General features: G+C 32.1%; 24 protein-coding genes. All 24 read left to right on the forward strand.

Annotated features, from left to right (window positions below):
* The first annotated feature begins 4 nt into the window (after positions 1 to 4).
* The 24 genes from JG29_RS08335 (at position 5) to JG29_RS08850 (ending at position 23,307) form a co-directional block, all read left to right on the forward strand.
* Entirely contained in the window at positions 5 to 1,906 is a 1,902-nt protein-coding gene (locus tag JG29_RS08335) for a hypothetical protein (protein ID WP_052696354.1), read from the forward strand.
* A 14-nt stretch (positions 1,907 to 1,920) separates the two neighbouring features.
* Positions 1,921 to 3,174 carry a phage tail tip lysozyme gene (locus tag JG29_RS08930; protein ID WP_084232689.1) on the forward strand — a complete coding sequence of 418 codons (1,254 nt, stop codon included), beginning with the start codon at positions 1,921 to 1,923 and terminating at the stop codon, positions 3,172 to 3,174.
* A gap of 11 nt (positions 3,175 to 3,185) precedes the next feature.
* The gene (locus JG29_RS08345) at positions 3,186 to 3,851 is read left to right on the forward strand and encodes a hypothetical protein (protein WP_156961666.1); all 666 of its coding nucleotides are present in this window, start codon (positions 3,186 to 3,188) and stop codon (positions 3,849 to 3,851) included.
* On the forward strand, positions 3,844 to 4,479 hold the full coding sequence (locus JG29_RS08350; RefSeq protein WP_045923524.1) for a hypothetical protein: 636 nt from the start codon (positions 3,844 to 3,846) through the stop codon (positions 4,477 to 4,479). Before JG29_RS08345 ends, JG29_RS08350 begins: the two co-directional genes overlap by 8 nt.
* A 13-nt stretch (positions 4,480 to 4,492) precedes the next feature.
* Positions 4,493 to 4,984 (forward strand): thioredoxin domain-containing protein, encoded by a 492-nt coding sequence (locus JG29_RS08355; RefSeq protein WP_045923525.1) that lies wholly within the window; start codon positions 4,493 to 4,495, stop codon positions 4,982 to 4,984.
* Positions 4,977 to 5,837: a hypothetical protein gene (locus JG29_RS08360; RefSeq protein WP_045923526.1), complete on the forward strand. Its 861-nt coding sequence runs from the start codon at positions 4,977 to 4,979 to the stop codon at positions 5,835 to 5,837. Before JG29_RS08355 ends, JG29_RS08360 begins: the two co-directional genes overlap by 8 nt.
* A gap of 1 nt (position 5,838) precedes the next feature.
* On the forward strand, positions 5,839 to 8,529 hold the full coding sequence (locus tag JG29_RS08365; RefSeq protein WP_045923527.1) for an FtsK/SpoIIIE domain-containing protein: 2,691 nt from the start codon (positions 5,839 to 5,841) through the stop codon (positions 8,527 to 8,529).
* Positions 8,530 to 8,531: 2 nt separating this feature from the next.
* Positions 8,532 to 9,329, forward strand: a complete 798-nt coding sequence (locus tag JG29_RS08370) for a hypothetical protein (protein ID WP_045923528.1) — start codon at positions 8,532 to 8,534, stop codon at positions 9,327 to 9,329.
* 48 nt (positions 9,330 to 9,377) lie between these two features.
* Complete coding sequence (locus JG29_RS08375) at positions 9,378 to 9,857, forward strand: hypothetical protein (protein WP_232297116.1); 480 nt, start codon at positions 9,378 to 9,380, stop codon at positions 9,855 to 9,857.
* Positions 9,858 to 9,860: 3 nt separating this feature from the next.
* Positions 9,861 to 10,085: a hypothetical protein gene (locus JG29_RS08380; protein WP_045923530.1), complete on the forward strand. Its 225-nt coding sequence runs from the start codon at positions 9,861 to 9,863 to the stop codon at positions 10,083 to 10,085.
* A gap of 28 nt (positions 10,086 to 10,113) precedes the next feature.
* On the forward strand, positions 10,114 to 10,884 hold the full coding sequence (locus tag JG29_RS08385; protein WP_045923531.1) for a class A sortase: 771 nt from the start codon (positions 10,114 to 10,116) through the stop codon (positions 10,882 to 10,884).
* 202 nt (positions 10,885 to 11,086) lie between these two features.
* Positions 11,087 to 15,796, forward strand: coding sequence for an isopeptide-forming domain-containing fimbrial protein (locus JG29_RS08390; RefSeq protein ID WP_045923532.1), 4,710 nt, complete (start codon positions 11,087 to 11,089; stop codon positions 15,794 to 15,796).
* A gap of 112 nt (positions 15,797 to 15,908) precedes the next feature.
* The gene (locus JG29_RS08395; RefSeq protein WP_045923533.1) at positions 15,909 to 16,997 is read left to right on the forward strand and encodes a CAP domain-containing protein; all 1,089 of its coding nucleotides are present in this window, start codon (positions 15,909 to 15,911) and stop codon (positions 16,995 to 16,997) included.
* Entirely contained in the window at positions 16,969 to 17,211 is a 243-nt protein-coding gene (locus JG29_RS08400) for an XRE family transcriptional regulator (protein WP_198139911.1), read from the forward strand. The genes JG29_RS08395 and JG29_RS08400 overlap by 29 nt, the downstream gene beginning before the upstream one ends.
* A gap of 91 nt (positions 17,212 to 17,302) precedes the next feature.
* Positions 17,303 to 17,983 carry a CPBP family intramembrane glutamic endopeptidase gene (locus tag JG29_RS08620; RefSeq protein ID WP_052696356.1) on the forward strand — a complete coding sequence of 227 codons (681 nt, stop codon included), beginning with the start codon at positions 17,303 to 17,305 and terminating at the stop codon, positions 17,981 to 17,983.
* 76 nt (positions 17,984 to 18,059) lie between these two features.
* Positions 18,060 to 18,446, forward strand: a complete 387-nt coding sequence (locus JG29_RS08410) for a DUF5839 family protein (RefSeq protein WP_045923534.1) — start codon at positions 18,060 to 18,062, stop codon at positions 18,444 to 18,446.
* Between the two features lie 3 nt (positions 18,447 to 18,449).
* Entirely contained in the window at positions 18,450 to 18,989 is a 540-nt protein-coding gene (locus JG29_RS08415) for a hypothetical protein (protein ID WP_045923535.1), read from the forward strand.
* Positions 18,982 to 19,428, forward strand: a complete 447-nt coding sequence (locus JG29_RS08420) for a RusA family crossover junction endodeoxyribonuclease (protein ID WP_045923536.1) — start codon at positions 18,982 to 18,984, stop codon at positions 19,426 to 19,428. Before JG29_RS08415 ends, JG29_RS08420 begins: the two co-directional genes overlap by 8 nt.
* Positions 19,421 to 20,362, forward strand: a complete 942-nt coding sequence (locus tag JG29_RS08425; protein WP_045923537.1) for a hypothetical protein — start codon at positions 19,421 to 19,423, stop codon at positions 20,360 to 20,362. Before JG29_RS08420 ends, JG29_RS08425 begins: the two co-directional genes overlap by 8 nt.
* 21 nt (positions 20,363 to 20,383) lie before the next feature.
* Positions 20,384 to 21,274: a DNA/RNA non-specific endonuclease gene (locus tag JG29_RS08430; protein WP_052696357.1), complete on the forward strand. Its 891-nt coding sequence runs from the start codon at positions 20,384 to 20,386 to the stop codon at positions 21,272 to 21,274.
* Positions 21,275 to 21,645: 371 nt separating this feature from the next.
* Complete coding sequence (locus JG29_RS08435; RefSeq protein WP_045923538.1) at positions 21,646 to 22,053, forward strand: response regulator; 408 nt, start codon at positions 21,646 to 21,648, stop codon at positions 22,051 to 22,053.
* Positions 22,054 to 22,074: 21 nt separating this feature from the next.
* On the forward strand, positions 22,075 to 22,251 hold the full coding sequence (locus JG29_RS08810; protein WP_156961667.1) for a hypothetical protein: 177 nt from the start codon (positions 22,075 to 22,077) through the stop codon (positions 22,249 to 22,251).
* An 85-nt stretch (positions 22,252 to 22,336) separates the two neighbouring features.
* Complete coding sequence (locus JG29_RS08440; protein WP_045923539.1) at positions 22,337 to 22,699, forward strand: hypothetical protein; 363 nt, start codon at positions 22,337 to 22,339, stop codon at positions 22,697 to 22,699.
* A 392-nt stretch (positions 22,700 to 23,091) separates the two neighbouring features.
* Positions 23,092 to 23,307 carry a hypothetical protein gene (locus JG29_RS08850; protein WP_045923540.1) on the forward strand — a complete coding sequence of 72 codons (216 nt, stop codon included), beginning with the start codon at positions 23,092 to 23,094 and terminating at the stop codon, positions 23,305 to 23,307.
* The last annotated feature ends 6 nt before the right edge of the window (positions 23,308 to 23,313 follow it).

Here is a 23,313-nt window from a genome sequence, read left to right on the forward strand (position 1 = left end):
AACATTGTTTAGTTTAAAAAGAAAGAAAAAGGCTGCTAGCAGTAATAATTTAAAAAAATTCAAAGATGATTTTGGATTTACTAATGGTTTTGGTTATAAAGATACCGACCCCTATTTATTTTTTAAAAGTCGGAATTTGGTAGCCTCTGTTTTTGACGTTTTATTTGATTATGGAACTCATAATCCGGAAGAAATAGGATGGATATGTAAAGTTATTCCATCTGAGAATATTCATCATTGTAAACTGTTGTTTTTTGAAAGAGAAAAAGGTGTTCCTAAACCGAAACAAAAAGATATTATTCAAAAAAAGATGGCTTCCAATTTATATAGTGTTGATAATACTCCAGAAACCGATATGGAACAGTTAGCAAATAATGGGAACAGATCAGATGATATTAAGATTTCGGCCATTTTAGCCGGTAGGAAAGATACTATTATTGATAGTGATATATTGATGGTTATTGTATCAGATTCTCCTGAGCACATTGAGGAAGGTCTAGCTTTAATCAGAAATTCATATCATAATAATAATATTGATGGCATTACTCTAGTAAGAGAGGTTGGGAGACAATACCTAGAATTTAGAGACCTATTATCTAAAGTATCAGCGGATAGTTTTCATAGTACGGATATGTCTACGGTGGCTGCTGATAGATTATTCTTTCCATCCAGCGGTTTTTCTGATGAATATGGAGTTTCAGTAGGTATTGATATAGATTCGTTAATTTACAATAATTCTGCGATTATTGATTTCACCAGTGTTAAGAATGCAATTATCTGTACTGGAGAAATTAATCCAATAATATCTATTGGTGGCTTTGAAGGCGCAGCAGCCGTTAAAGATGGTGGAAGTGCTATTGCCCAAGTTATCAGTGATGGCACTTATTTAAGTGGCAGAGGACGAGTACATCATATTGTTATGGCTGGATATCCTTACAATAAGGAAGACAGCTTATACTTTGATATGGGTAAGAAAACTATCAATCCAATGGAAGTTTTTGGAACTCCTGAAACTGTTGTACAAGATGCTAATGATAATTTTGATAAGGTAACAGAAATGTTAATACTGGTTATGGAAAATAGTAATAGTAATATTGATGATACCTATATTAGAGTTAATCTTGAAGCAATGTTGGAAGATTGGTTTATTTTTACAGCTGGTGGTCAAGGGCTTTATACCACTGATCCTAATAATGAACCTAAAAAAGCACAAATGATTTTGGCCACTGATAATCATGACAATTATCCAACTACTTCAGACTTTTTAATCAAGTTACGTGATAATTTTGCTCAAGCTAATGATCAAGAAAGTAAGCGAGAAGCTCAATTAATGTATAAAGCCGTTAAAACTGCTATTCATCAATATCCCAATTTATTTTCGGGTCATACTAATTTACCGAATCATTATGATAAAAACATTCATAATATTTATTATGACATTCAGGCTTACAGACACACTCCTAAAATTGCTGGGGTGGCTTTTTTAAATACTTTAGCTTATGTAGTTAATCGTGCTCGTCAAAATGATACCATTGTAATTCATGGTCTAGATCAATTAGAAGTTCCTCTGGAAAGCATAATTCCTTATAAAAAGATTATTAAACGCAAGAATATTGGCTTAATTACAACTTTTGAAGACAAAAATAGTCAAATTAATCCCAATAGTTATGAATCGTTTACAGGTACAATGAACAATCAAGATATGATCGTTATTGGTGGTGTCTCTGATAAAGATGATGATGAAAATAATAAATATTTTAATATTAATTTTATTAATCGTTCTTGGAGTAGGGACATGCCAGAAAAGGTTGTACATGAGTTAAATTTAGAACAGCAAGGAGTGTTTTTTTGGTATCGTAAGTCTGATCAGCAAAGTGCTTTAATCAGGACGCACTTATTGCTTTGAAGGAAAGTGTGAAAATGAAACATAAAAAAGTAGGTAGGAGACCGTCTAGAATTATGTCGAGTCTCTTTTTGTTTACCTTAATTTTGCCAGTAATTAGTCCTAATACAACTTATGCTAGTTTTGAAGGTTATGTAGCCAAAGATGATTGTGATTCTGCCAATTCTCAGCAAGCTTCTTCCGGAGCAAAACTCTCTGGAGTGCAAGGCGATTGGTTAACCAAAGGAACAATCGCTAATAATAATGCTCAACAAATATTTAATTATTTAACACAAACAATAGGATTTTCTGGTGCTGGTGCTGCGGGAGCTTTAGCTGTCGCCAAGAGAGAAAGTAATTTTGATCCGCAAGCTCTTAATCCTGGTGGTGGTGTAGCTGGATGGTTTCAGTGGTCTGGCTTCACAAACACTGTCAATGGTTCAAGAATTACGGCTGAAGGATCAATTAAGGCTGGCGATAAAGGCACGTTAACGGCAGAAAATGAGTTAAAACTCATATCTTTCGAGCTTAATGGTGGCTGGAAAAATGCCAAAATGACAGTTGGGAATGATACTGATCCAGTTCAAGCTGCTAAAGACTGGTCTCTTTACTATGAAGGTGTCAGCTTATCAGATGGTCAAAGCAAAATTGGTCAGATTACTCAAGATGCTCAAGCAGCATATGTTGCATTTGGGGGTGCTAATATTTCGGCTAATAGTGCTTTGCTAGGGGCTGCGGGTGCAGCGAATGCAGGTACTACAACAAAAAATCCGGATAATGAAAATTGTTCTGAGTCCACTGATTCTAGTGATGTTTTACAGGTAGCTAAAAGTCTATTAGGTTATTTTCATTATGGCCAATCTCATGGAATTTCTTATATTGGTTCAGTAGATAATCCGGATCATAATGGCATCACTGATTGCTCTGGGTTTGTTTGGCTGGTCTTAAAAAAAGCTGGTTATAAGGTGCCAGAAAATATGGGGTGGTTTACCGGGTCAATGGAAGCAGACGCTAAAGGTGCGCATCATTGGCTAACAGAAATATCCGCAAACGAGGCTAAAGCTGGCGATATTGTTATTGTAAATACAGGTGGAGGCTCAGGTAATAATGGACACACGGCCATTCTAGAGGAGAATTGGAAACCTCAATCACCATCTGACAATACTACTAAAGTTATTCAAATGGGCGGCAAAGGCGGAAGCGGAGGAGTTAATGAAGGAACATTTAAAGAATCGTTTTTAAGTTTATTGAATGGTAATTACACACTAACCTTTGCTCGGCCGCAAAAGTGAGGATCTAAATAATGAAAAATATAATTAAATCTTATATACCACTCATAATAACAACGATTATAGTATTTGGTTTAATAGTAAGTGTACATGTGATTAAGGATAGTAACTTGAGAAGTGTGCAAGCCAGAGCAGCGCAAACTGAAAAGTTTAATAAAAAACAAATCAATTATTATCGACAAAAGGATCAAAAATTATCGAAACAGTATTTCTATAATCAAATCACTAAAAGAGATTATGATGTTGTGGCGCGCAAAAAAAGTTTCAATGAAAGGATTAGTAAAGCTTTTACCATTACTTTTGAACAGACAAAAAATAAAAATGATTATAATCAACTAGCTTCTAAATTAACGCCGCTTGTAGGTAGTAAATTTTCCAAAGAATTAAAAAGCAAAGTGAAACCTACTATGCAGCCGGATGGGGTTGAACGAACTCCTTTTGCTCATTTAGATAATTTAAAAATCGCTTATGGTCATCTCAATGAATCCACTCAGATAATACCAGTAGTGATATTTGCTTCTTACAGTTCACCAGCAATTGATGGCACTTCTACAGGCGTTATAACTAAAGGACAAGATCAAATAAAAAAATCATCTGGTATTTATAAAATCTCTTATGATTTAATAGCTGATAAAATTGTGAATTTTAGTTTTAAAGAAGGTGCTATTGATCATGAGTAAGAAAGCAAAAATTCTTGAAGTCATCTGTTGTGTGGTAGTGATTCTTTTAGGATTTTTTGCTATCAAGCATAATATCCAGCAGGGAGCTCAAGAGGTGAATCATGTAAGATGTCTAGAAAAAAAATCTAATACAAAGTTGCAACAAGAAAAGAATAAGTATTATAAAAACTATAAAAAATATAAAAGTTTAGCGGCACAAAAAGCTTATTTAAACAAAGATCAAAAAGTAAGGGATTATTATAAAGACTTTACTGAAGATCAGTTGATTAGAAAGCGTTCAAGGCAGTTTTTTAGTATCTATTTAAGCTGGTCTAATTCTCGTGACTATCTTCAGAGAGCTCACAAACTAGATAAAATTATTACTCCACAGCTAGCTCAAGATAAAAATATTTTTGATAACGGTAAAGATGTTACTGGCCATAACATAATTAAAAATTTAGGATTACATTCGCGTTTAAACGATCTAACTATTTATAGTAATAATCAAATGTCATCCAATAAAATTGCTTTAATAAAAGTAGTACAGGAATCTTGGCGGCAAGATGAGAATCCGGGATTAAGTAATAGTTTTTATTTATTACAAATCAATTCTGATGCACTTGTAGATCAGGTTATAAGACTTAAATAGGGAAGTGTTGGGTTTGAAAAATAGGAAGTATATCTTAAATTTTGGTATATGTATGCTTGTATTTTTGCTAGCTTTACTCTTATTATTTCATGATAATAAACATCAAACTCGAGCATCTTATGACAATATTGCTACATCACCAACTAAGGGGTTGAAGATATTAGGTCAACCTAGTGTTGATCAAAAATCGCTAATTTTGGTCTTATATAAAAATGATTGTAAATATTGTAAAAAAATAGAGAAGCCTGTAGTTCAAGAAATACAGAAATTGAAGGGGGAGAATAATAAGCCTCCTTTTTTAGTGCTTAATCTAAACAGTGTTTCCCCACGGCAAAAAGTTATGCTATCAAAAAATATATTAGCTCTGGCTCCTAATCAAAGACTATTAACTCCAACATTCGCACTTATCAAAAGTAAAGGCAATGGCTACTGGCAGACTTTAAAACTTTATTCTGGTACTGATCTGGCAAGAATTAAAAAGGTAATAGGAGATAATAATGATTGAAGACGTAGTAATTGTTTTAGTTAGCTTTTTTCTAGTCGCAGGTATGTGTACCTACTATTATGCTGATATAAGGTTTCAGGATAATGCATATAAATGGATTATTTTTGCTTTGTTATGTTTAGCGGTTGTCGTTATAGAAATTTTAATGATGATTTACCGTTCGACTGCAAAAAACATTTTATTTATTGGTAATTTGATTCAGATTTTAGATGGTGCAGCATTATTGTTAGTTACTCATTTGTCAAAGAAGATTGTTTATTTTTTTGTTGCAATCTTTTTAATAGTTTGGGTAGCAGCACTTGTAATATATTTTAAAAATCATCTGAAAAATCTGAAAAAGTTTGAAGAACAAAAAAAGCTAGATGAAGAAAGGAAAATCGAACAACAGCAAGTTTCACGACCGGCTAAAAATGACGAAAAAGATATAGCAAAATCTTCAAAGAATTTAAATGAAGTTTCCCCTACATCTGACCATTCAAATTCAATTGATTCAGGTCAAAATGAAGAAGATTCAATTAATTCAACCAACAATTCTACTATTCACTCTGAAAAGAGAATTAATGATATTGATTTAATGGATTCAGAGCTTAAAAATTTTGATATTAGTAATTTTGAGGGGTTGAAACAGGTATTCAATGCTTCTAAGCAGGGACTTCAATTAATGAAACAAGGAGATGATTATATTGCGGTTTATTGTAATTCTCAAGGCTTCAGACAGATCAAGAGAATATTATCCAAAAATAGTATTGATATTTCACAATTGAAAGCACAGGCCGAGATAGTAACCTTCAATAAAGAAAAAATTAAGGTTGTGCCAATAACTGAGTATTTAAAACAGTTTAAGAGGTCATAAAATGATTAATTTTGACTTAATTTTTCAATGGATATTGCCTTTATCAATTGCTTTGATGTCTTATTATGGAGTGATGCATTTTTTTAGAAGAGTCTATGAATATGCTGATCTAGATAAACTTTGGTCATTTTTGATTAAAGCAGGTTTAATAGCTGGAGCAATTACGTTAATTCTTTATTGTGTAATTACCGCTCCATGGTATGAACAGGCTAAATATTTACTTTTTTCAAGTTCTAATAAAGTACGGCAGACGATAATTTGGCAAACTTTACTAAATTATATAAAAATAGGGTTAATTTGGTTGTTGTATTGGTTAGCAATTTATTTGCGTTCTATATTAATTGTTTGGCTTCCTTGCTTTTATATCACAATTCAAAGTTTAATTTGGCGTATTAGTTTTAATCGTACAGCTAATATCATTGTGCAGTTAATAATTTTGTCGCCGTGGCTGATGCTGAAATATTTATTCGGATATCAAACTCCATTTTTTGATTTTTTTCAAAAAAAATTATTTTTGGCCAAATTAAAGGAGAACCTCAATGACAGTTATTTTGATGCTTTATCTGGATATGATGATCGAGGTAATAAGTTTGAAAATGGAGTTGGTGGAACGGTTCAAACCCAAAGAATTAAAAAAACAGCTTTAGCTATTAGACAATCTCGTGTTGTGGTTAAAACTATGGATGGTCTAAGGTATGCAGAAATATTTGTTCGTAAAAGCCGAGAAACTGATACTGATCGCTTAATTGCTGAAGTTTTAAAAGGTCTAGGTTCAAGATTAACTGCTCCAAGTATTCGATTTCCGGAAGATGCCACTTTTTCAGCTGATAAAGGTGGTTTTTTATTTGATAGCAGTGTTCCTTATAATGCAGCTGATGAATTAGGGCTGTGGAAAGATAATTTTAGTAATCCCTTTGCAGCGTCTAATAAGATTAAGAATAAAGGTAAGGGTTTTTTAGGAACTTATTTAACCAATTGCTTAAATATGTTGCGTTACTTTAGACATTTAACTCCGGCATCCTTTTTAGAAAAAATGCAGGCAAAAGATGCAAAGAGATTTTATCGTGATCCTACTTTAGATCGTTCTAAATATTTAGTAGAGCATAATTTAGATTTATCAGTTATTAAGACGCCCGTAGATCCAAAAACTGGAGCTACTATTAAGCAGCAGAAACAGCTTGCCTATAAAAAGGCTATGCAATTAGAACCTGATTTAAATCAAGTTCTCAATAGTTTTAAAATCAATGGAACTTTCGACAATGTAATGGTCGGAGGTAATACAGCTGTTTATTCTTACACTTTACCTCGATCTCCTCATTTGCCTACCAATTTTGATAACCTTGCCAAGGGAATATCTAATATGTTGAAAATGCCTGATATCCCTATTGTATTGGTCAGTGCTGGTGTTCTCAAAATTTCTCTAGTTACTGGTGTTAACATTCCGGTTGACTTTCGAGAAATGATTAAAAAACGGCCTTCCGGAGTATCTGAGGTAATATCCGGATTAATTGGTGTTGATGCCATGGGTAAGCCAATTGAATTTAGTTTAGGTAATCAAATCCCTCATATGATTTTATTTGGAAAAACTGGATCTGGTAAGACTGTAACCTTAATGAATATGATTTATTCAGTAATGGATAGTAAAAATCCCGAAGAAGTAAAAATAATTTATATTGATGGGAAAGGTAATTCATTTGAACTTATGAGAACAGATAATCCGGAAAATCCTGATTATCATCCTAATCCTTATACGTATGCACAACCAGCCGGCGCTGGTGATATTGAATATGTAAGGGCGTTATTTAATCACGTAGTTAAATTAACCCAAGACCGTATCGAGCTTTTTAAAAAATTCAATATCAGTAAAATCGAAGAATATAATAAAAGATTTCCGGACAAAAAGCTTTGTACAATTTTAGTTATTTGTGATGAATTATCAACAATTATTGATCAAGATGCACAGTTAAAAAGTTCCGAAGCGGCAGAGAATAATGTTACTGATAAAATCGAATATCTAGCTAAAATGTCTCGTTCAGTCGGTATTCGCTTAATTTTAGCTAATCAAACAGCTAGAAAAGAAAAAATACCTGGTCGAATCACTGCTAATATTTCGGGTCGCGTTAGTTTAGGAGTTACTGAACCAGTCGAAAGTGATATCGCATTGCCGGATACCGGTATTAAAGCGCACTATATCACGCAAGCCGGAGAATTTTACAGTTTAATGAAGGGGACTAATCATCCTGAACATGGTAATAGTCCTTTTTTGGAAGATGAAGAAATGTACGACTTAAACGATAAATTAGAAGAAAAATTTGGCCATCATGATTATGTATATACGCGCCAAGAAATTATTGATGAATTTAGAAAGAGTAAAGGGGAAGAAGGTGATAATGACATGTACGTAGTACCAAATAATTTACCAAATCAAAATAGTTCAGTTCAGGATTTATTGGCCGCAATTAAGAATAACCCCCAATGGGCTGTTGTTAATAGAAAAAGCCCAATTTTTGCTGAGAATAAAGATTTACATGCTGGGACTAAAAGAGAGGTTCATCATAAAGAAAAATTAATTAATGAGGCCTTTGAACAAGCACAAGATTTTATTAATGCTAAAAAGGCAGAGGAGGTTTTGGATGCTAGAAAACATTCTGGAAAATTTTTAGCGCGAGGCAAAGACAAAGGAGTTATTTGAGAATGTCATATAATCCTAACGCTGGTAAAACAAAAATAAATTTTAATGAAGCGTGGTATAAAATAAATCGAACTTTAAGGCATATCAGAAATAATGGTGTTACCGAAGTTTATGAGGTGACATCATATTCTTTAAATAATCTAGATAATTTAAAGAGACTAATAAAAGAGCTGCCAGTTCGTAGTGTAGGTTGGCAGCATACAGATGTTTGGCATACAGCAACCATATATATTCCTAAAGGTAAGGGTGCTTGGTATAGCCGCAATATTCTAGATTTAATTGATGCAGGCTTTGGTAATAAAGATAAATTTAAGGAATTATGGTATTTACGCAATGGAGACTCTTATTATGGATATTTTCCAAAAATCTCTACCAGCACTACAAGTAATGTTAGAGCACAACAAAGCAGTTATATTGTTTGCGATCGAGCACAGCCACCAAATCTTCAAAGCAAGATTCCTGGAACAAGTGATTTTGTTGACCGCACGCATCTAATTAGTTCACGCATTACCGGCATAGAGAACCATAAAGGATTACTGATTGATTTTGATGGCTGGCTGAATAAAAATCCACTTAAGAAATTTGAAACATGGACTTTACAACAAACTTTTAAGCAAGACATCATCTGGTATGTGAAAATATGGAAATTAAATGATGGTCTGCATTGGAAATATATTATGTATGATAAACATTTTCAAAAAATAAAAGAATTTGAATGTGTAGATGATCGCTGGAGTTATCTTTGGTTTTATGATCCTGGACAAGACCGATTTAGTCGAACAAGTTTGTATAAAAATTAAAAAAGGGAGCGTAAAAAAGTGTTTAATGATGTCCTTATTACACAGAGAATGAAATCATTATTAGTTCCAAGAATTGAGCAAGCTTTTGAGATTTTTAAATCTGAAAATAATTTAAATAAAGTTTCTATTTATCCTAAAAATATACCGGAAAAATTATTGGACTCCTATCTTCCGGATGCAGTTAAAGAATTTAAATCTTTGAATAAGGAACTTCAAAATGCAACTGCTGATGAGATAGATGATCACATAGTAGATTATGTTTTAAATGAATGTGATATTGGCTTTTTGTTAAGTAAAATTCAATTTCTATTTAATGAGGAAGCCACATTGCAAGGTGTCAAAGACAAAATGATGGAGATGCTTCAGCATACACACCCCTATGATCAAGTTAATCGTGATTATTGGATTAGAACAATTAATAAAATTAAACATGTGGATGTTTTAGCAAAATATGCTGATAGTGATCATTTGGATTCTTTCGTGGAAGAGAGAGCATCTGATTGGAAAGAAAACTTAAAGGAGGAATAATTTTTGCTACAAATTAATAATTTTCAACAAAAAATAATCGAGGGGAATAAAAACATAGATTTTGACTTTTTGGCTCATGATTCCAAAGTCGCAGACCATATGAATATTAAGGAAACTGATTATGGCTGTGTCAAAAATCATAGTCTTGATGAATTTAAATTAAAGGATAGCGAATTTGATGCTTTATTAGATTTTGTTGATGCATGTTCAAATCTATTAATAAATTAAATAGTGGCGCTTAAAGCAGGAAGATTTTATGAATAATCAAATTAATAAATTATATGAATATTGGCAAAATTTAGCTCCGGGAAAGAAGAAACTCATTCAACGGAGCTTTTTGATTGTTTCGGCTTTAGTGGTTATATTATTCGCCTTGGTAACAGCCTATAATTCAGATAACAAAAATATTATGAGTTCTTATGCTCATGACAGTGCTAAATCATCCATTAAAGCAAAAAAATTAAAGTTTAAACCTCAAGTTTATTCATCTGATATCGATAATGTGCACATGATTACCCCCTATGAGTTACAGGATTATCGTCAAACAGCTTTAAAAAGAGGGTATGGTGATAACTACGCCGGCTATGTAAGTGTTCCACAGATTGGCTTATATTTGCCAATTTTAAACGGTGTAAATATGTATACTTTAGCATTGGGTGCAGCTGCATATTATCCCAATGAAGTTCAAATTGGCGGAGCTGGGAATTATGTACTGGCAGGTCATAATATGAACACATCCTTAAATGTCTTGTTCAGTCGTGTTCCCAATATTAGAGTTGCTAAAAATTCTATAATCATTCTTACAGATAAGAAAAAAAATTACTATTATCATGTTACAGATAAGAAACTAGTACGACCTTATCAACCAGTTATTCGGGGAACTATTACACCTACAAAAAAATCAGTTTTATATAGCGATAAAAATAAAAAACAAGTAACTTTATTTACCTGTAATTATAATGGTACTCGGCGTTGGGTAATTGTTGGACAGTATGATTATGAGCAACATTTAAATAATATAAATTAAAAAATGATTAATAATAAACTAAAAAACACTTTGATATCAAGGTGTTTTTTTGGTTATTTATAAAACTTTAGAGGAAGTGATGTTTAACTGGAAAATTTTTATTAAGGTTTAAAACGGATTATGAAATTAGTAATAGTTTCTTAAAGGGGGAATCTATATTTAACATATTCTTTTTTAAAATTTAAATTAGGAGAAATATGTAATGAAAAATCATGCTAAGAACTATTTAATGATAAATATTTTAAAAATAGTATTTTTAAATTTAAGTTTATTATTTTTTATCTTCAAGGTATCATGTAATGTCTCAGCTATGACACACATTGATCCCAATGATCCTAAAATATCAACAAATAATTCTTTAATTATTGTTAAACATCCTGCTGAATCTCCAGTTCATATTGATGTTGATGGTCCATCACCTATGGGAAGAAAAAGAGCACCTGAAGGAGAAGGAAATAATGATGGAAAAGGTTGGACGTTAACAGATTTAAATAATATTTTAACTGTCAGCAATGGCGGATATCGTGATTTTCAGGCTGAATATGGTGCTGAAACTATTGTTTGGCCAGCCAATACTTTAAAAAGTGTAAATAAAGTAACTGCAACATATGGTGTAGTTGGAACGTATAAAGGTAGAGATGTAACAGCAAAAGTTGAATTATCTAACTTTGAAGGTATTCCTACAAGTAATGGAAACACAGTGGATTGGCTAATTTTTTCTGATTCTCTGTGGTCGGGATTGTGTTATTACGGTGTAGAATCTTTTACACAAACTTTTCATTTTTTCTATACTGACGGTTCACCTGTTCATTTTGATATTAGTGATAATTCACATACCTACATTACGTATAATTCCATGAATGGTGCTAAAAATTATCAAGGTCAGGATAATAAATTTTCTGAATGGGTAAGTGGTCAAAATTCAAAAGATTCGTATGTAACCACATCTACTATTGAAGAAGATGGTAAATTTGGCAGTGGTTTTTCTGGTATTGGTGGTATGGAACACTGGAATCATAAATATGATAATGATCCAAAGCCATTTTCAGAAGAAGGTTTTGAAGACAAATTAGGTGCAGAGACTTATACTGATGCTTCTAGTGTTTGGGAAATTGGATCTGATGCACCTGCCTTTATTGTTGGCTCCGAACGAAACCATCAAGGATATATGACATGGTTATCCTTTAGTTCTGCAACAATTTGGAATAATGAGCCAGCAAAACCAATAAAAGATGTTATAGAAAATGGTCAATCTATCAATGGTAAACTAGTTATTCCTCATGAAAAATTTGAGTATACGGTAAGCCAGAAGGTTGGTATTATGGGACAAGATATGTTAACCAAATACCGTCAATTTGAAATTTCTGATCCTTTACCTAAAGAAGTCACGTATTTGGATTCTGCTTATGTTGTTGATGATTCTACTGGTAAAAGATTAGATGCAAATGCTGGAGCTTTTACTTATAAAAATGGCATATTAACTTTCAAATTTTCATATAATTATCTAAAAAATATTATGGCTTATGAGGGTGAAACTTATACCGTTCATATTCCTGTTCAAGTGAAGGGGAATGTTAAATTATCCAGTAAATTAAAATCGATTGATAATGATGCATCAACAGTTATTAACGGTAGGCAAAGGAATACTAATAAGGTAAGTAATCCAGTGCCAGAGGATCATGATACTAAAATAAGAAAGAAAATTTTTACTGGTAAATTAGATAAAGTAACTGATTGGCAAGGTCTTTTTAATGCTAAATTATCTGATGATTTTAATAATTCTGGTGAAAAAGATTTAAAGACAAAATCAAAAATCAAAAATCTCGATACTAATGGTAATTATGACGGGAGTGAAGTGTTAGTAAATAGTCAAACTATGACCGGTAAAGATGATACTAATGATATTATCTTTGCTGAACAGTTTAAATTTAGTAAAGTTGGTGATTTTGGTAGTGTTACATTAATTGATAATTTAGACCCAGCATTAACGGTGAAAAAAGTTACTATTCTAAATGATAAAGGAAAGGATATTACATTAGATGGGCGTTTAACAACCTCTAATGGTAATATTAGTTGGCTTGCTAATGACCCAGAATCATTTAGAGATAATTATGTTTACATGATTATTACAGTTAATCTCACTAAATCTTTTAATTTTTCTAACACACCGATAGATTCACAGACAGGTAATTATATTATCCCTAATACTGCTTCCGCAATTGTTGACGATAAGCCCTTTAGTTCTAATGAAGTTCATGTGATTGTTCCTCATGATGGGTTAGCACCTTCACCAATTAAATCTGTTGTTGATACTAATAATTTTGATATCAATCATAAATTGGTGAAAGATGGAGACATTATTTATTATCATGTAGATCAAAAAGTTGGAAACCTAGGAACTAATTTATTAAAAAAATATCGTTCTTTTAAACTTTCTGATAAGCTTGATGTTAACTTAAAATATCAAGATTCTTATGTTATTAATAAAGAAACGGGAAAAAGAATAACTGATACTAATACAACTCAATATGATCCAAAGACGCGTACTGTGACATGGGAAGCCTCTAAAGATTTTTTAGAAAATGGTATGAAATATAAAGGAGAAATTTACGAATTAGTAATAAAGGCTAAAGTGGATACTACAGAAACTATCAATAATACAATTGGTGATAGTAATATTAATAATGTTGATGGCCGCATTTCAATTAAAAATATTGGTCAGTCAATTATTAATGGTAATTCAAGAAAAACTAATGAAGTAGAAAATCCTGTTATGCCTCGTCCTGCTAATAAACCAATTAAAAATGTAGTTGATAAAGATGATGGTGATATTAATCACAAAGTAGTCTCTAATGGGGATATTCTTTATTATCATATTGACCAACACGTTGGAACTTTAGGCAAGGATTTGATTTCTCGTTATAAAAAATTTAGTATTCTTGATAAATTAGATGGTGATTTAGATTTTGTTAAAGCCTATTTGGTTAATAAAACTACTAAAGAAGTTTTAAGTGATCCAAGTGAGGTCACTTTTGATGAAGCCACTAATTTAGTAACTTGGACTGCCTCAGATGAGTTCTTAAAAAGTATGCCACTTAAGGGTGAAACTTATGAATTAATTATTGAAGCTAAAGTCAATATTAAAGACCCTAACCAAAATAAAACTAAAGATTCTATTAAAAATACGGCAACGGCTAATATAGATGATAACCCACAAATTACTAATGAAGTAGAAAATCCCTTAACACCTCCGGATTATGCTCCTGAAAAAACGGTTTTGAATAACGATAATAAGGATATTAATCATAAAACTGTTGTTAATGGACAACAACTTATTTACCATGTTTCTAAAAAAGTGGGTACTTTAGGTTTTGGATTAGCTCAAAGATATAAAGAATTTACTATTATTGATAAATTAGATAAAAATGTACAATTTGACTCGGCTTATGTACAAAATGCTGATACTAAAGCTAAAGTCAGCAACCCAAGTGAAGTTAGCTATGATAAAGACAGTAATACAGTTAAATTTACTGCTTCTAATCAATTTTTAAGCCAAATGCCGCTTAAGGGTGAGACTTATGATTTTGTTATCACAGTCACTGTTAATATTCAGGATGAAGATTTAGATAAAGAAGTAGAAATTGATAACGTGGGTTCTGTTAGTTTAGATAATCAGCCACAAGATACTAATACAGTTGATAATCATTATCAGCCAGTAACTCCAGAAGCACCAACTAAATCAGTTGTCAATCATGATGGTAAAGATATTAATCATCAGATAGTTTCTGATGGAGATACCATTTATTATCATGTTGATAAAAAGGTAGGAACTTTGAATCAAGATTTAGCTCAGCGCTATAAAGAATTTAGTATGACAGATAAACTTGACCATAATCTTACTTTTATTAAAGCATATGTGATTAATAAAGAAACTGGTAAGACCGTGAGTCAGCCAGCTGAAATTACGGTATCTGATAATACGGTTACCTGGAAGGCATCAGCTAACTTTTTAAAATCCATGCCGTTAAAAGGTGAGACTTACGAATTGGTTATTGAAGCTAAAGTCAATGTTTCTGATAAGGCCAGTTCTACTGATGAGGTAACTATTGAAAATATTGCTTCAGTTTCAATAGATAACCAGCCGCAACAAACTAATGCTGTTGATAATAAGCTTCATTCTAAAGGTCAAGCACCAAAGCCAACTAAAAAAGTGGTCAATAAAGATGGTAAAGATATTAACAATACAACTGTTAAAGTTGGTGATACTCTCTATTATCATGTTGATCAAAAAGTTGGTACCTTAGGCAAAGATCTTAGCGAACGTTATCCTCAATTTACTATCAAAGATCAATTAGATCAGCGTTTAACTTATGTTAACGCCTATGTAGTTAATAAAGCTGATGGTAAAAAAATGAGTAACGATAGTGAGATAAGCTTTGACGAGAGTAGTAACACAGTATTGTTTACTGCTTCTCCAGATTTTTTGAAGGCAATGCCATTAAAAGGTGAGACTTACGAGCTTGTAATAGAAGTTAAGGTAAACAAAGGTGCAGCTACTATTGCAAATGCAGAAACTAGAAGTGATAAATCGGGAAATACGGCAGAAACTAGTCAATCTAACCAGGATGATGCATCGACAGATCAAACAACAAAACCAGGAACTACTGAAAATGGTACGGAATCTGATTCAGCAGCTGATGTTCAAGTAATTAGGAATGTAGCTACTTCTGATTTAGGTAATAATCCACAGGATACCAATGAAGTTGTGAATAATTTGAAAGGTAATCCTGTCAATAATCCTAAAGACAATAAGCAATCAAAAGATTCAATGCCAGAAGATGAACCATCATATAAAAAGATGGCACAAACGGGTTCCAAAGTTGATTTATCCTCTTACGTAATCCAAAAATAAAATTTTTATTTAAATATATTGGAGGAGGAAATAGATATTTCCTCCTTTTTACATAAGTACTTGAATTTGCCGGTTGGCAGATATATACTTTACATGTAAAGGAGGTAAAAAAATGAATAAAAAAATTAGAGCAATAATAACTAGCCTTTTATTATTTTTAGTAACGGGAACTATTACTTCAATAAAAACAGTTAATGTACAAGCTTATACTTATAAAGTTGCAACAGTTACAGTACCAAGGGCTAATTTGTATACTGGCCAAGGTAAACTAATTGTTGATCGATCTCTAGTAGCTAATACTGATTGGCGTATAGGCGAGGTAAAGGTTGTTAACAACACACATCTTTTACAAGTTTCTACTGATGAATGGTTACGTCTTCAAGATTGTAATCCCAATTTTAATGTTGACACAGGTCATATACTTCGCGATTTTATAGGAACTATCAAGGATAATAATACCCAAGTTTTTAATGATGAAACAAAACAATATAATAATCAAAGTCAAAGATTTCCTAAGAATTCAATTTGGAAAGTGAACTATATTATTAAAAACTCTCAGGGACAATATTTTTATCGTGTTTCTAATCATGAATTTATCACCAAAACTGATATGTGGTTAAATGATATTCCCCAAGATGCTGATATTGTATATAATGCTGATTTTGGCTTAAATAATCAAAATAAAGATGTGCAAGTAACAGAACCACCAAAAACCAATGTACCTAACAATCCGATACAGTCTACTCCACAATTTAATGAAGATACTAATACGATCGCGAATGCAATTGTGCAGTCAGTAAATGCTGAGCGGCAGAGCCACGGAGTTTCTCCTTTAAAGCAACATTCTGGATTAATGCAGGCAGCTGCAATAAGAGCACAAGAACAGGTAAAATCTTATGGTCACATTCGTCCTGATGGTCAAAGCTGGGACACAATTTTAACAAAGCAATATTATCCTGAAACAGCACTCGATTGTTCAGAAAATGCTCTTAGTGTTTCTGCAAAGGTAACAGATCCTTATAAAATAGCTTCTTTAACTATGGCTGGTTTTAAAGGATCAGTTGGCCATTATAAGGCTATTATGAATCCCAAATTTAAAGATATTGGAGTTGGTGTTTACTTAGACAAAAGCGGTGAGAATTACTTTGTAGTTCAAATTTTTGCAAATCCATATGTTGATTGGAGACATCAAAATAACTGATAAAAATAAAGAATTATTAAATTCTAAAATTGATATGGCTTTAGTTGTTAAATTATTGAATTCTGATATTTCTTCTTATCAGATTGGAAAAGCGATTGGAGTATCATCTGGTAATATTTCACGTTTAAAAAATAAAAAAAGAAAAATTGAAAATTTGAATGTGAAAACAGCATATCTTTTAAGTGAATATGCCAAACAGATTGGTATTAAGTAATTAATAAAAAAGCTCCACGGAAGAATTTCTGCGGTGCTTTTTTATTTATGGTAAAAGTAGAAAAAGGGAAAAAGGGAAAAGGGGACAATATTTGAATAAAAAATATCGCTTAATTAATTATACTTGTAAGATTCTATTATTATTAATGTTTTATATTGTGCAGCAATTTCCAGCCGTAATGATTGAAATTACGGTTCTTTTAGGCAATATCTATAATAAAGCTTGGCCAATATATATTCCCTTTATTTTAACGGCCATCATTGTATTGAGCTTTATGATAACTATTTATTATAAAACTCAACGAATCACAGAGAAAAAAATTATAAATTTAAAAAGTATAAGTTATATCACAGTTGCATGTATATTTTGTATAGCTCTAAATCTGATATTATTAATCTTGATGAGAAATGATATTTGTCCAAACCATAATGTTCGGATACAACAAAATATTTTAAAAAATGTTCCTGTGATTTACCTAATTTATAGCCTACTGATAGTACCAGCCACGGAAGAAATCTTTTTTCGTGGCTATTTTATTAATTGGCTGTTTTCAAAAAATCAAAAGTTGGGAGTGGTTATTAGTTCCTTGGTGTTTGGATTATTACACGTTTCACAAGACTTCATATATTTTTTATCTAAGTTTTTATTAGGCTTAATTCTGGGAATAATTTATATTAGATGTCAGAATATAAAAGCCAATGTTTTCGTTCATTTTTTCAATAATATATTAGCTTTCTTATTGCCTCTTGTTCTCGTATATCTTGGGGAATAATTTGATAAATATTGTTGTTAGTTTCTTTTAAATGTGATAATTAAGTGGAGTTACTTATAACACAAAGGAGAAAAACATGTCTAAGAAAAAAAGGAAAAATAAGAAAGTAATGGTTAGAAGAGCAGTTGAAGTGATGCATTTAAATAGAAACCAAGAAACAGGAAAATATTATTTATCTCATAAAGGATATTTCTTTCAAATATCATCACATACTAAAGATTCTAAAGTGAAAAAGTTTTATGGAAGGATGATTCCACTGGGACAAATAGTCAAGGTACAAACTAATTATGGCTGGAAACCAGCGGTAGTAGTTAAAAATATGGAAGTTACGGGGGATTTTGCTCTAAAAGCGGTAAAAAGGCTCAAGCGGGTTACAAGAATTACTGATCAAAAGCTGGCAGATATAGCTCCATATTTAGTAGATGAAATGAATGATTATATACAAAATACGAATCACCAGTAATTTATGAAAATTAAGAAGGGAAGGATTATCATTTATCGACCTTATAAAATAAAACAGATAAAATTCAATGAATTGTCTAGTCGCCGGATTACAGAATGGCTTTTATATTTGGCTAATCGCACTCAACTGGCTCAAAATTTAGGTATTGGTCGTAATACTCTTTATCGCTATTTGGACAAGATTAAAAAAGGAACTAGCAGTATTGAAGAATTATTTACTTTGCAGCAATTGCAGACTTTGATCAAGCTGGAAAATGCCGATTGGCACAAGTATTTAACCCAAAAAGCTGATTTAGCAGCTAAGAAGGCCGCTAAAGCTGATGCTAAAGCTGATTTAGATCATCAAGAAGCGCAATTAACCAAAACTTTGCAGCAATACGGCTGGGGTGAGATTACCGATAATCTGGAGTTTGTACAATTAATGGATTTACAGCAGGGCAGTACTGAACAAAAGCAGCGGGCACGCGTAATTTTTAAGCGCTGGCCGGCTGCCAAACAAAAGAAATATGACAAATATCAAAAGCAGGTGCAAAATCATGAGTGAGTGGCAGGCAGTTATTCCGTTCGCGCCCCAAGCAACTCCACGACCGCAATTTAAATTTGTCAAAAACAGCGGCAGTCAGGGTAAAGTAATTACTTATTATCCGACAAAATATACTGAATATATGCAGTCCGTCAAGGATTATCTGCTGCAACATCAGTTATATAATAATGACTTCTATCAGACTATTCAAAATCCCTATGGAGTTTTAATGGAAGTTATTTTTTATTTAAAAATTCCCCAACATCAAAAAACAGTAAAGAGTTTAATGCGTAAAACGGCTCCCGATATTGATAACTTGGAAAAGGCCATCATGGATAGTATTTTTAAAGATTTAGATATTCGTGATAGTCGCATTGTCGGTATTAAGTCGCTTAAACTCAATGAAAAAAATTTTCCGCGAACCGAAGTGCACTTAATAGGAGTTGATGGAGATGAATAATAATGAAAAAATTATTAATTTACTACGAGGATATGAAAAATTACAGGAATTAATGCCACCATATTTAAATAGTTTACAGCAGATTAAGTTATATGATTCTCAGGTCAGGTCTTTAATTAAGCGTATAAAAGTTGATTTTTTAATTTTTCAAACAGAAATTAGTAACCGAATCAACCAAATTAATAAAAATCAACAGTTATTACAAGAGTATTTATTGCAGGTTAAGCAAGAAGCAGCTGAGCTTAATGAAATCTTCTTCGATAATAATAACAAGTATTCAGGCATATTAACTGAACTTACTACTTTAAAGGCTACACAAATCAATGTTAATTATTTAAATAAATTATCTGATTTATTAGCTAGAGAAAGGACAATTAGAACAACTAAGTTACAAGAAGAAATAGAACAAATGAAGCAATTACTTAATCACAGTCCTGATGAATATACCCTTTTAAAAAGTATAGAATTACAAGCGTCTGGTTTAAATAGCCAACTTAGCAGTTATCGTAATTTTAAGATTAGTAATGATAAAACTGAGACTTTATTACAGCTTAAGCAGTTTATTACTACAGTATCAGCTTTGGATATAGACAGTAATTCTATTTCTTCTTTGAATACAGCTGTAGATTCATTAATTTCACTAAAACAACCTCAGACGCCTGATCCCTTACCGTTAATTGAGATTATTCATGTAATTAGAAATCCTAAAAATTATATTTCTCGTGGATATACCATCTTGGATTTTGTCAAACCAGTTTATGCCGCTTTGACCAGATTAAGAAAAGGATTAGTTAATCATGCGAAATATCGTGGTATGAACAATTCATGGCAGCATTATGTTAATACAATGGATAATTTAAATGACTATTATCAACAACGTTATTGGCAAAAGGGAGGAACTCCTTATAATTTTCATGGTCATGATTCGCGTTAAATATAAATAGAGGGGCACATTATGCATTATCATAGATTTAGCAAGCGCACTATTAATTTTTTAATAGGTGCTTTTTTATTACTGCAAATTTTAATAATCACTGGTTGTTCTAATTCATTAAATGGCCTCAGTAAAGGCTTTTTTAATCAACGGACAACTCAAATCAATTCGCAAACAGCTTTAATAAATTTAAAATTTTTGCCAGCTAAGTATCCGGAAAATTATGTGGTCATTAATAAAAATGAACCTCATTTTGATAAGTCTGTTACAGCTCAAATTAATGTACAGACTAACCAAATAGAGAATTATTTACAGCAACCAGTGAATAATCAGATAGTTAATTATCAAGGATTGGATAATTTAGGTAGGACACAAGCTGTAGGCAGTTTTATCCGTTTTAAAGATGTGCTTAAAAGAAATTCCACTATAACTCCTCGTCCAGCGATTCCTGAAGCTAGCAGAATTGCCGGAGAATTTTCTGATGGTGCTTTTAATTCCGACTTAGGAAAGTGGATGGGAACACATAGTAATAATAGAATTGTCACAATTAATGGTTATCATGGGTACGTTTTTAATAAAAGCCATTTATTGGCATGGTCATTAGGAGGATCTATGAACAGCAACAATTTAATCTGGGGCACTAGAGCGCAAAATGTCGGAACTAATAAATCGAATAATCCTGGTGGCATGGCTTATCCGGAAACTCAAGTGAGAAATTTTCTCAGAACAAATCCTAATGAAGTAGTTTACTATTCAGCAAGCCCTCTTTATGTTGAGCAAGAATTAGTTCCTAGAGGTGTTCAGGTTCAAGCTATTTCTTTGCGTGATCCGCAAAAATTTCACCTAAATATTTGGGTGTTTAATGCCGAAGCAGGAGTTAAATTAAATTATCAAACAGGAAACTTTATTTAAATTATTTATATATAATATAACTATTTATATATAATATATAGATGTATATTTTAATAACGATAAGAAGGCTAAATATTAGGAAATAAATCGCATATTTTTTAAAAAATATCTTTTTTCATAATTATCATAATTTTGTAATATTTAATAAATTTAATGCTTATAGAATAGTATTTATCCACTAAATTATATTAAAATTATCATTATCCTTTAAATTTATAAATAAACGCCTATAATTATAACTAGGAGGTGAGAATATATGTATAAAAAAAGCTCATCTTATGAGGGTAAGATGAGCATTAGTAAGCTTTTTTGTACTGTTTAAGTTAAAGCATACCTCAACAATAATAACAAATTAGATTGGGGTAATAAAGATGGAAGTGTCTGATAATAATTTGATTGATCTTCATTTAATTGAGCAGCTGTTAAAGTCAGATTTTGAAAATTATAAAATTGCAGCTGCAACCGGGATTGGTGAGGAAACTATTCAAGCCTTAAGGAGCGGTAAAAGGAAAATCGAATCTTTAAAGCTTGATTATGCAGAACGGCTTAGTAATTTTGCCTATCAAAATATTGAGGTAATCAGTAAAGAACGTCAAAGTATGAATTACTGGATAGCAAAGTTATTAAAGTCTGATATTGGTGATAAAGAGATTGTGGCAAAAGCCGGTGTTTCAAGAACTACTTTATATGCCCTTCGCTCAGGTAAGAGACAAATTAAGGAGTTACACTTTCCTACTGCTAAAAGATTGACTAAGTTTGCACAGAAACATATCAGCTAAAGGCTTAAGGATGTTGTTCTTATGGCTAACAAAGAAAGAATGATTGCTCTTGATGAGACAGTTTATGTTACAAAAACCAATCTTAAATTTTTATTCGTGGCTTTGGTTTGCTTTTGGTTGGAAATTAATAGTAGCGCTTTTAATCACAGCTGTAATCATCACGGTAGTTTATTTTTTCGGCAGAAAACCCTATCGTGATTTTTTTAAAAAATGAAATAATTTTTTCAAGAAGAGCGTTAAGTCGTTGTAGGTATATTAAAAATCGTAGGAAGAAGAGTGTTAAATGAATGAATCAGTAGAAATAATGAAAAGCTCCGTTTTACAAGAACTGTTGGCCAATGCACAACACGCTAATAAATATCAGGCTGTACAAATTGTTGCCACCAATGCAGATCCAAATAGTGCAATCCCTGCTTACAGAAATTGGTATTACTTAGATACTAGCTATCCCACAGAACTAGAAAATTTAATTCACTATTTTTACAATATGCAACTTGTATATTCTCCTCAAGTGGTTAAACAGGAATTGGATACGGTTGTCAAAAAACATGGTCTAAAAGAAATTATTTACGATAAAAAAGCTAATACCTATTTATCACAAGAAGAATTAGATAAATTAAAAAAGTTCCTTGAGATTATGTTGTAAATGATAATGAATCAAAGAGTGCCACAATGTAAGCGGTTATTTTGTTAGAATCTATCTCCTCATTACCCAATGGTTTATTATATTTAACTATTTTAGAGCAATCATAGATCTTTGAAATGGTGCAGCGTTCAACGGCGATAATCAAAAGCGTTGTTCAAGATATTTACTCAGACAATAATCCACGCACAGAGATTGAAATTACTGAAATGTAGGAGGCAAAAGTTATAAAAGCTTATGAATGTATTTACGAAGAATGGGATGCTAACTATGTACACGTCTATTGGGCAGAAACACCCGGGAAAGCAAAATCACAGGCGCTTTATGATGACGACTTAGGAGACCCTGATTGTTTCACTGATATTTATGTAAGGAGAGCTCCTTGGGCTGATGAATTGGAACATGCTTCCGAATATACCTTCTTACTAGAATCACTAAGGCAAGGCTGGATTTACGATTGGTATGACGACGAACTTCGCAAAGATAGGTATTTAGACGAAGAAGCAGTACCCGTACTGGAACAAGTAGGCAACTTAGAAAACTACTGGAAACTCTATGATGAAGGCAAAATCAAACTTGATTCTAAAGGGATCCCAACTTTAGTTAAATGAGGAGGA

It is taken from the genome of Bombilactobacillus mellis, from assembly GCF_000967245.1.
Lineage (GTDB): Bacteria > Bacillota > Bacilli > Lactobacillales > Lactobacillaceae > Bombilactobacillus > Bombilactobacillus mellis.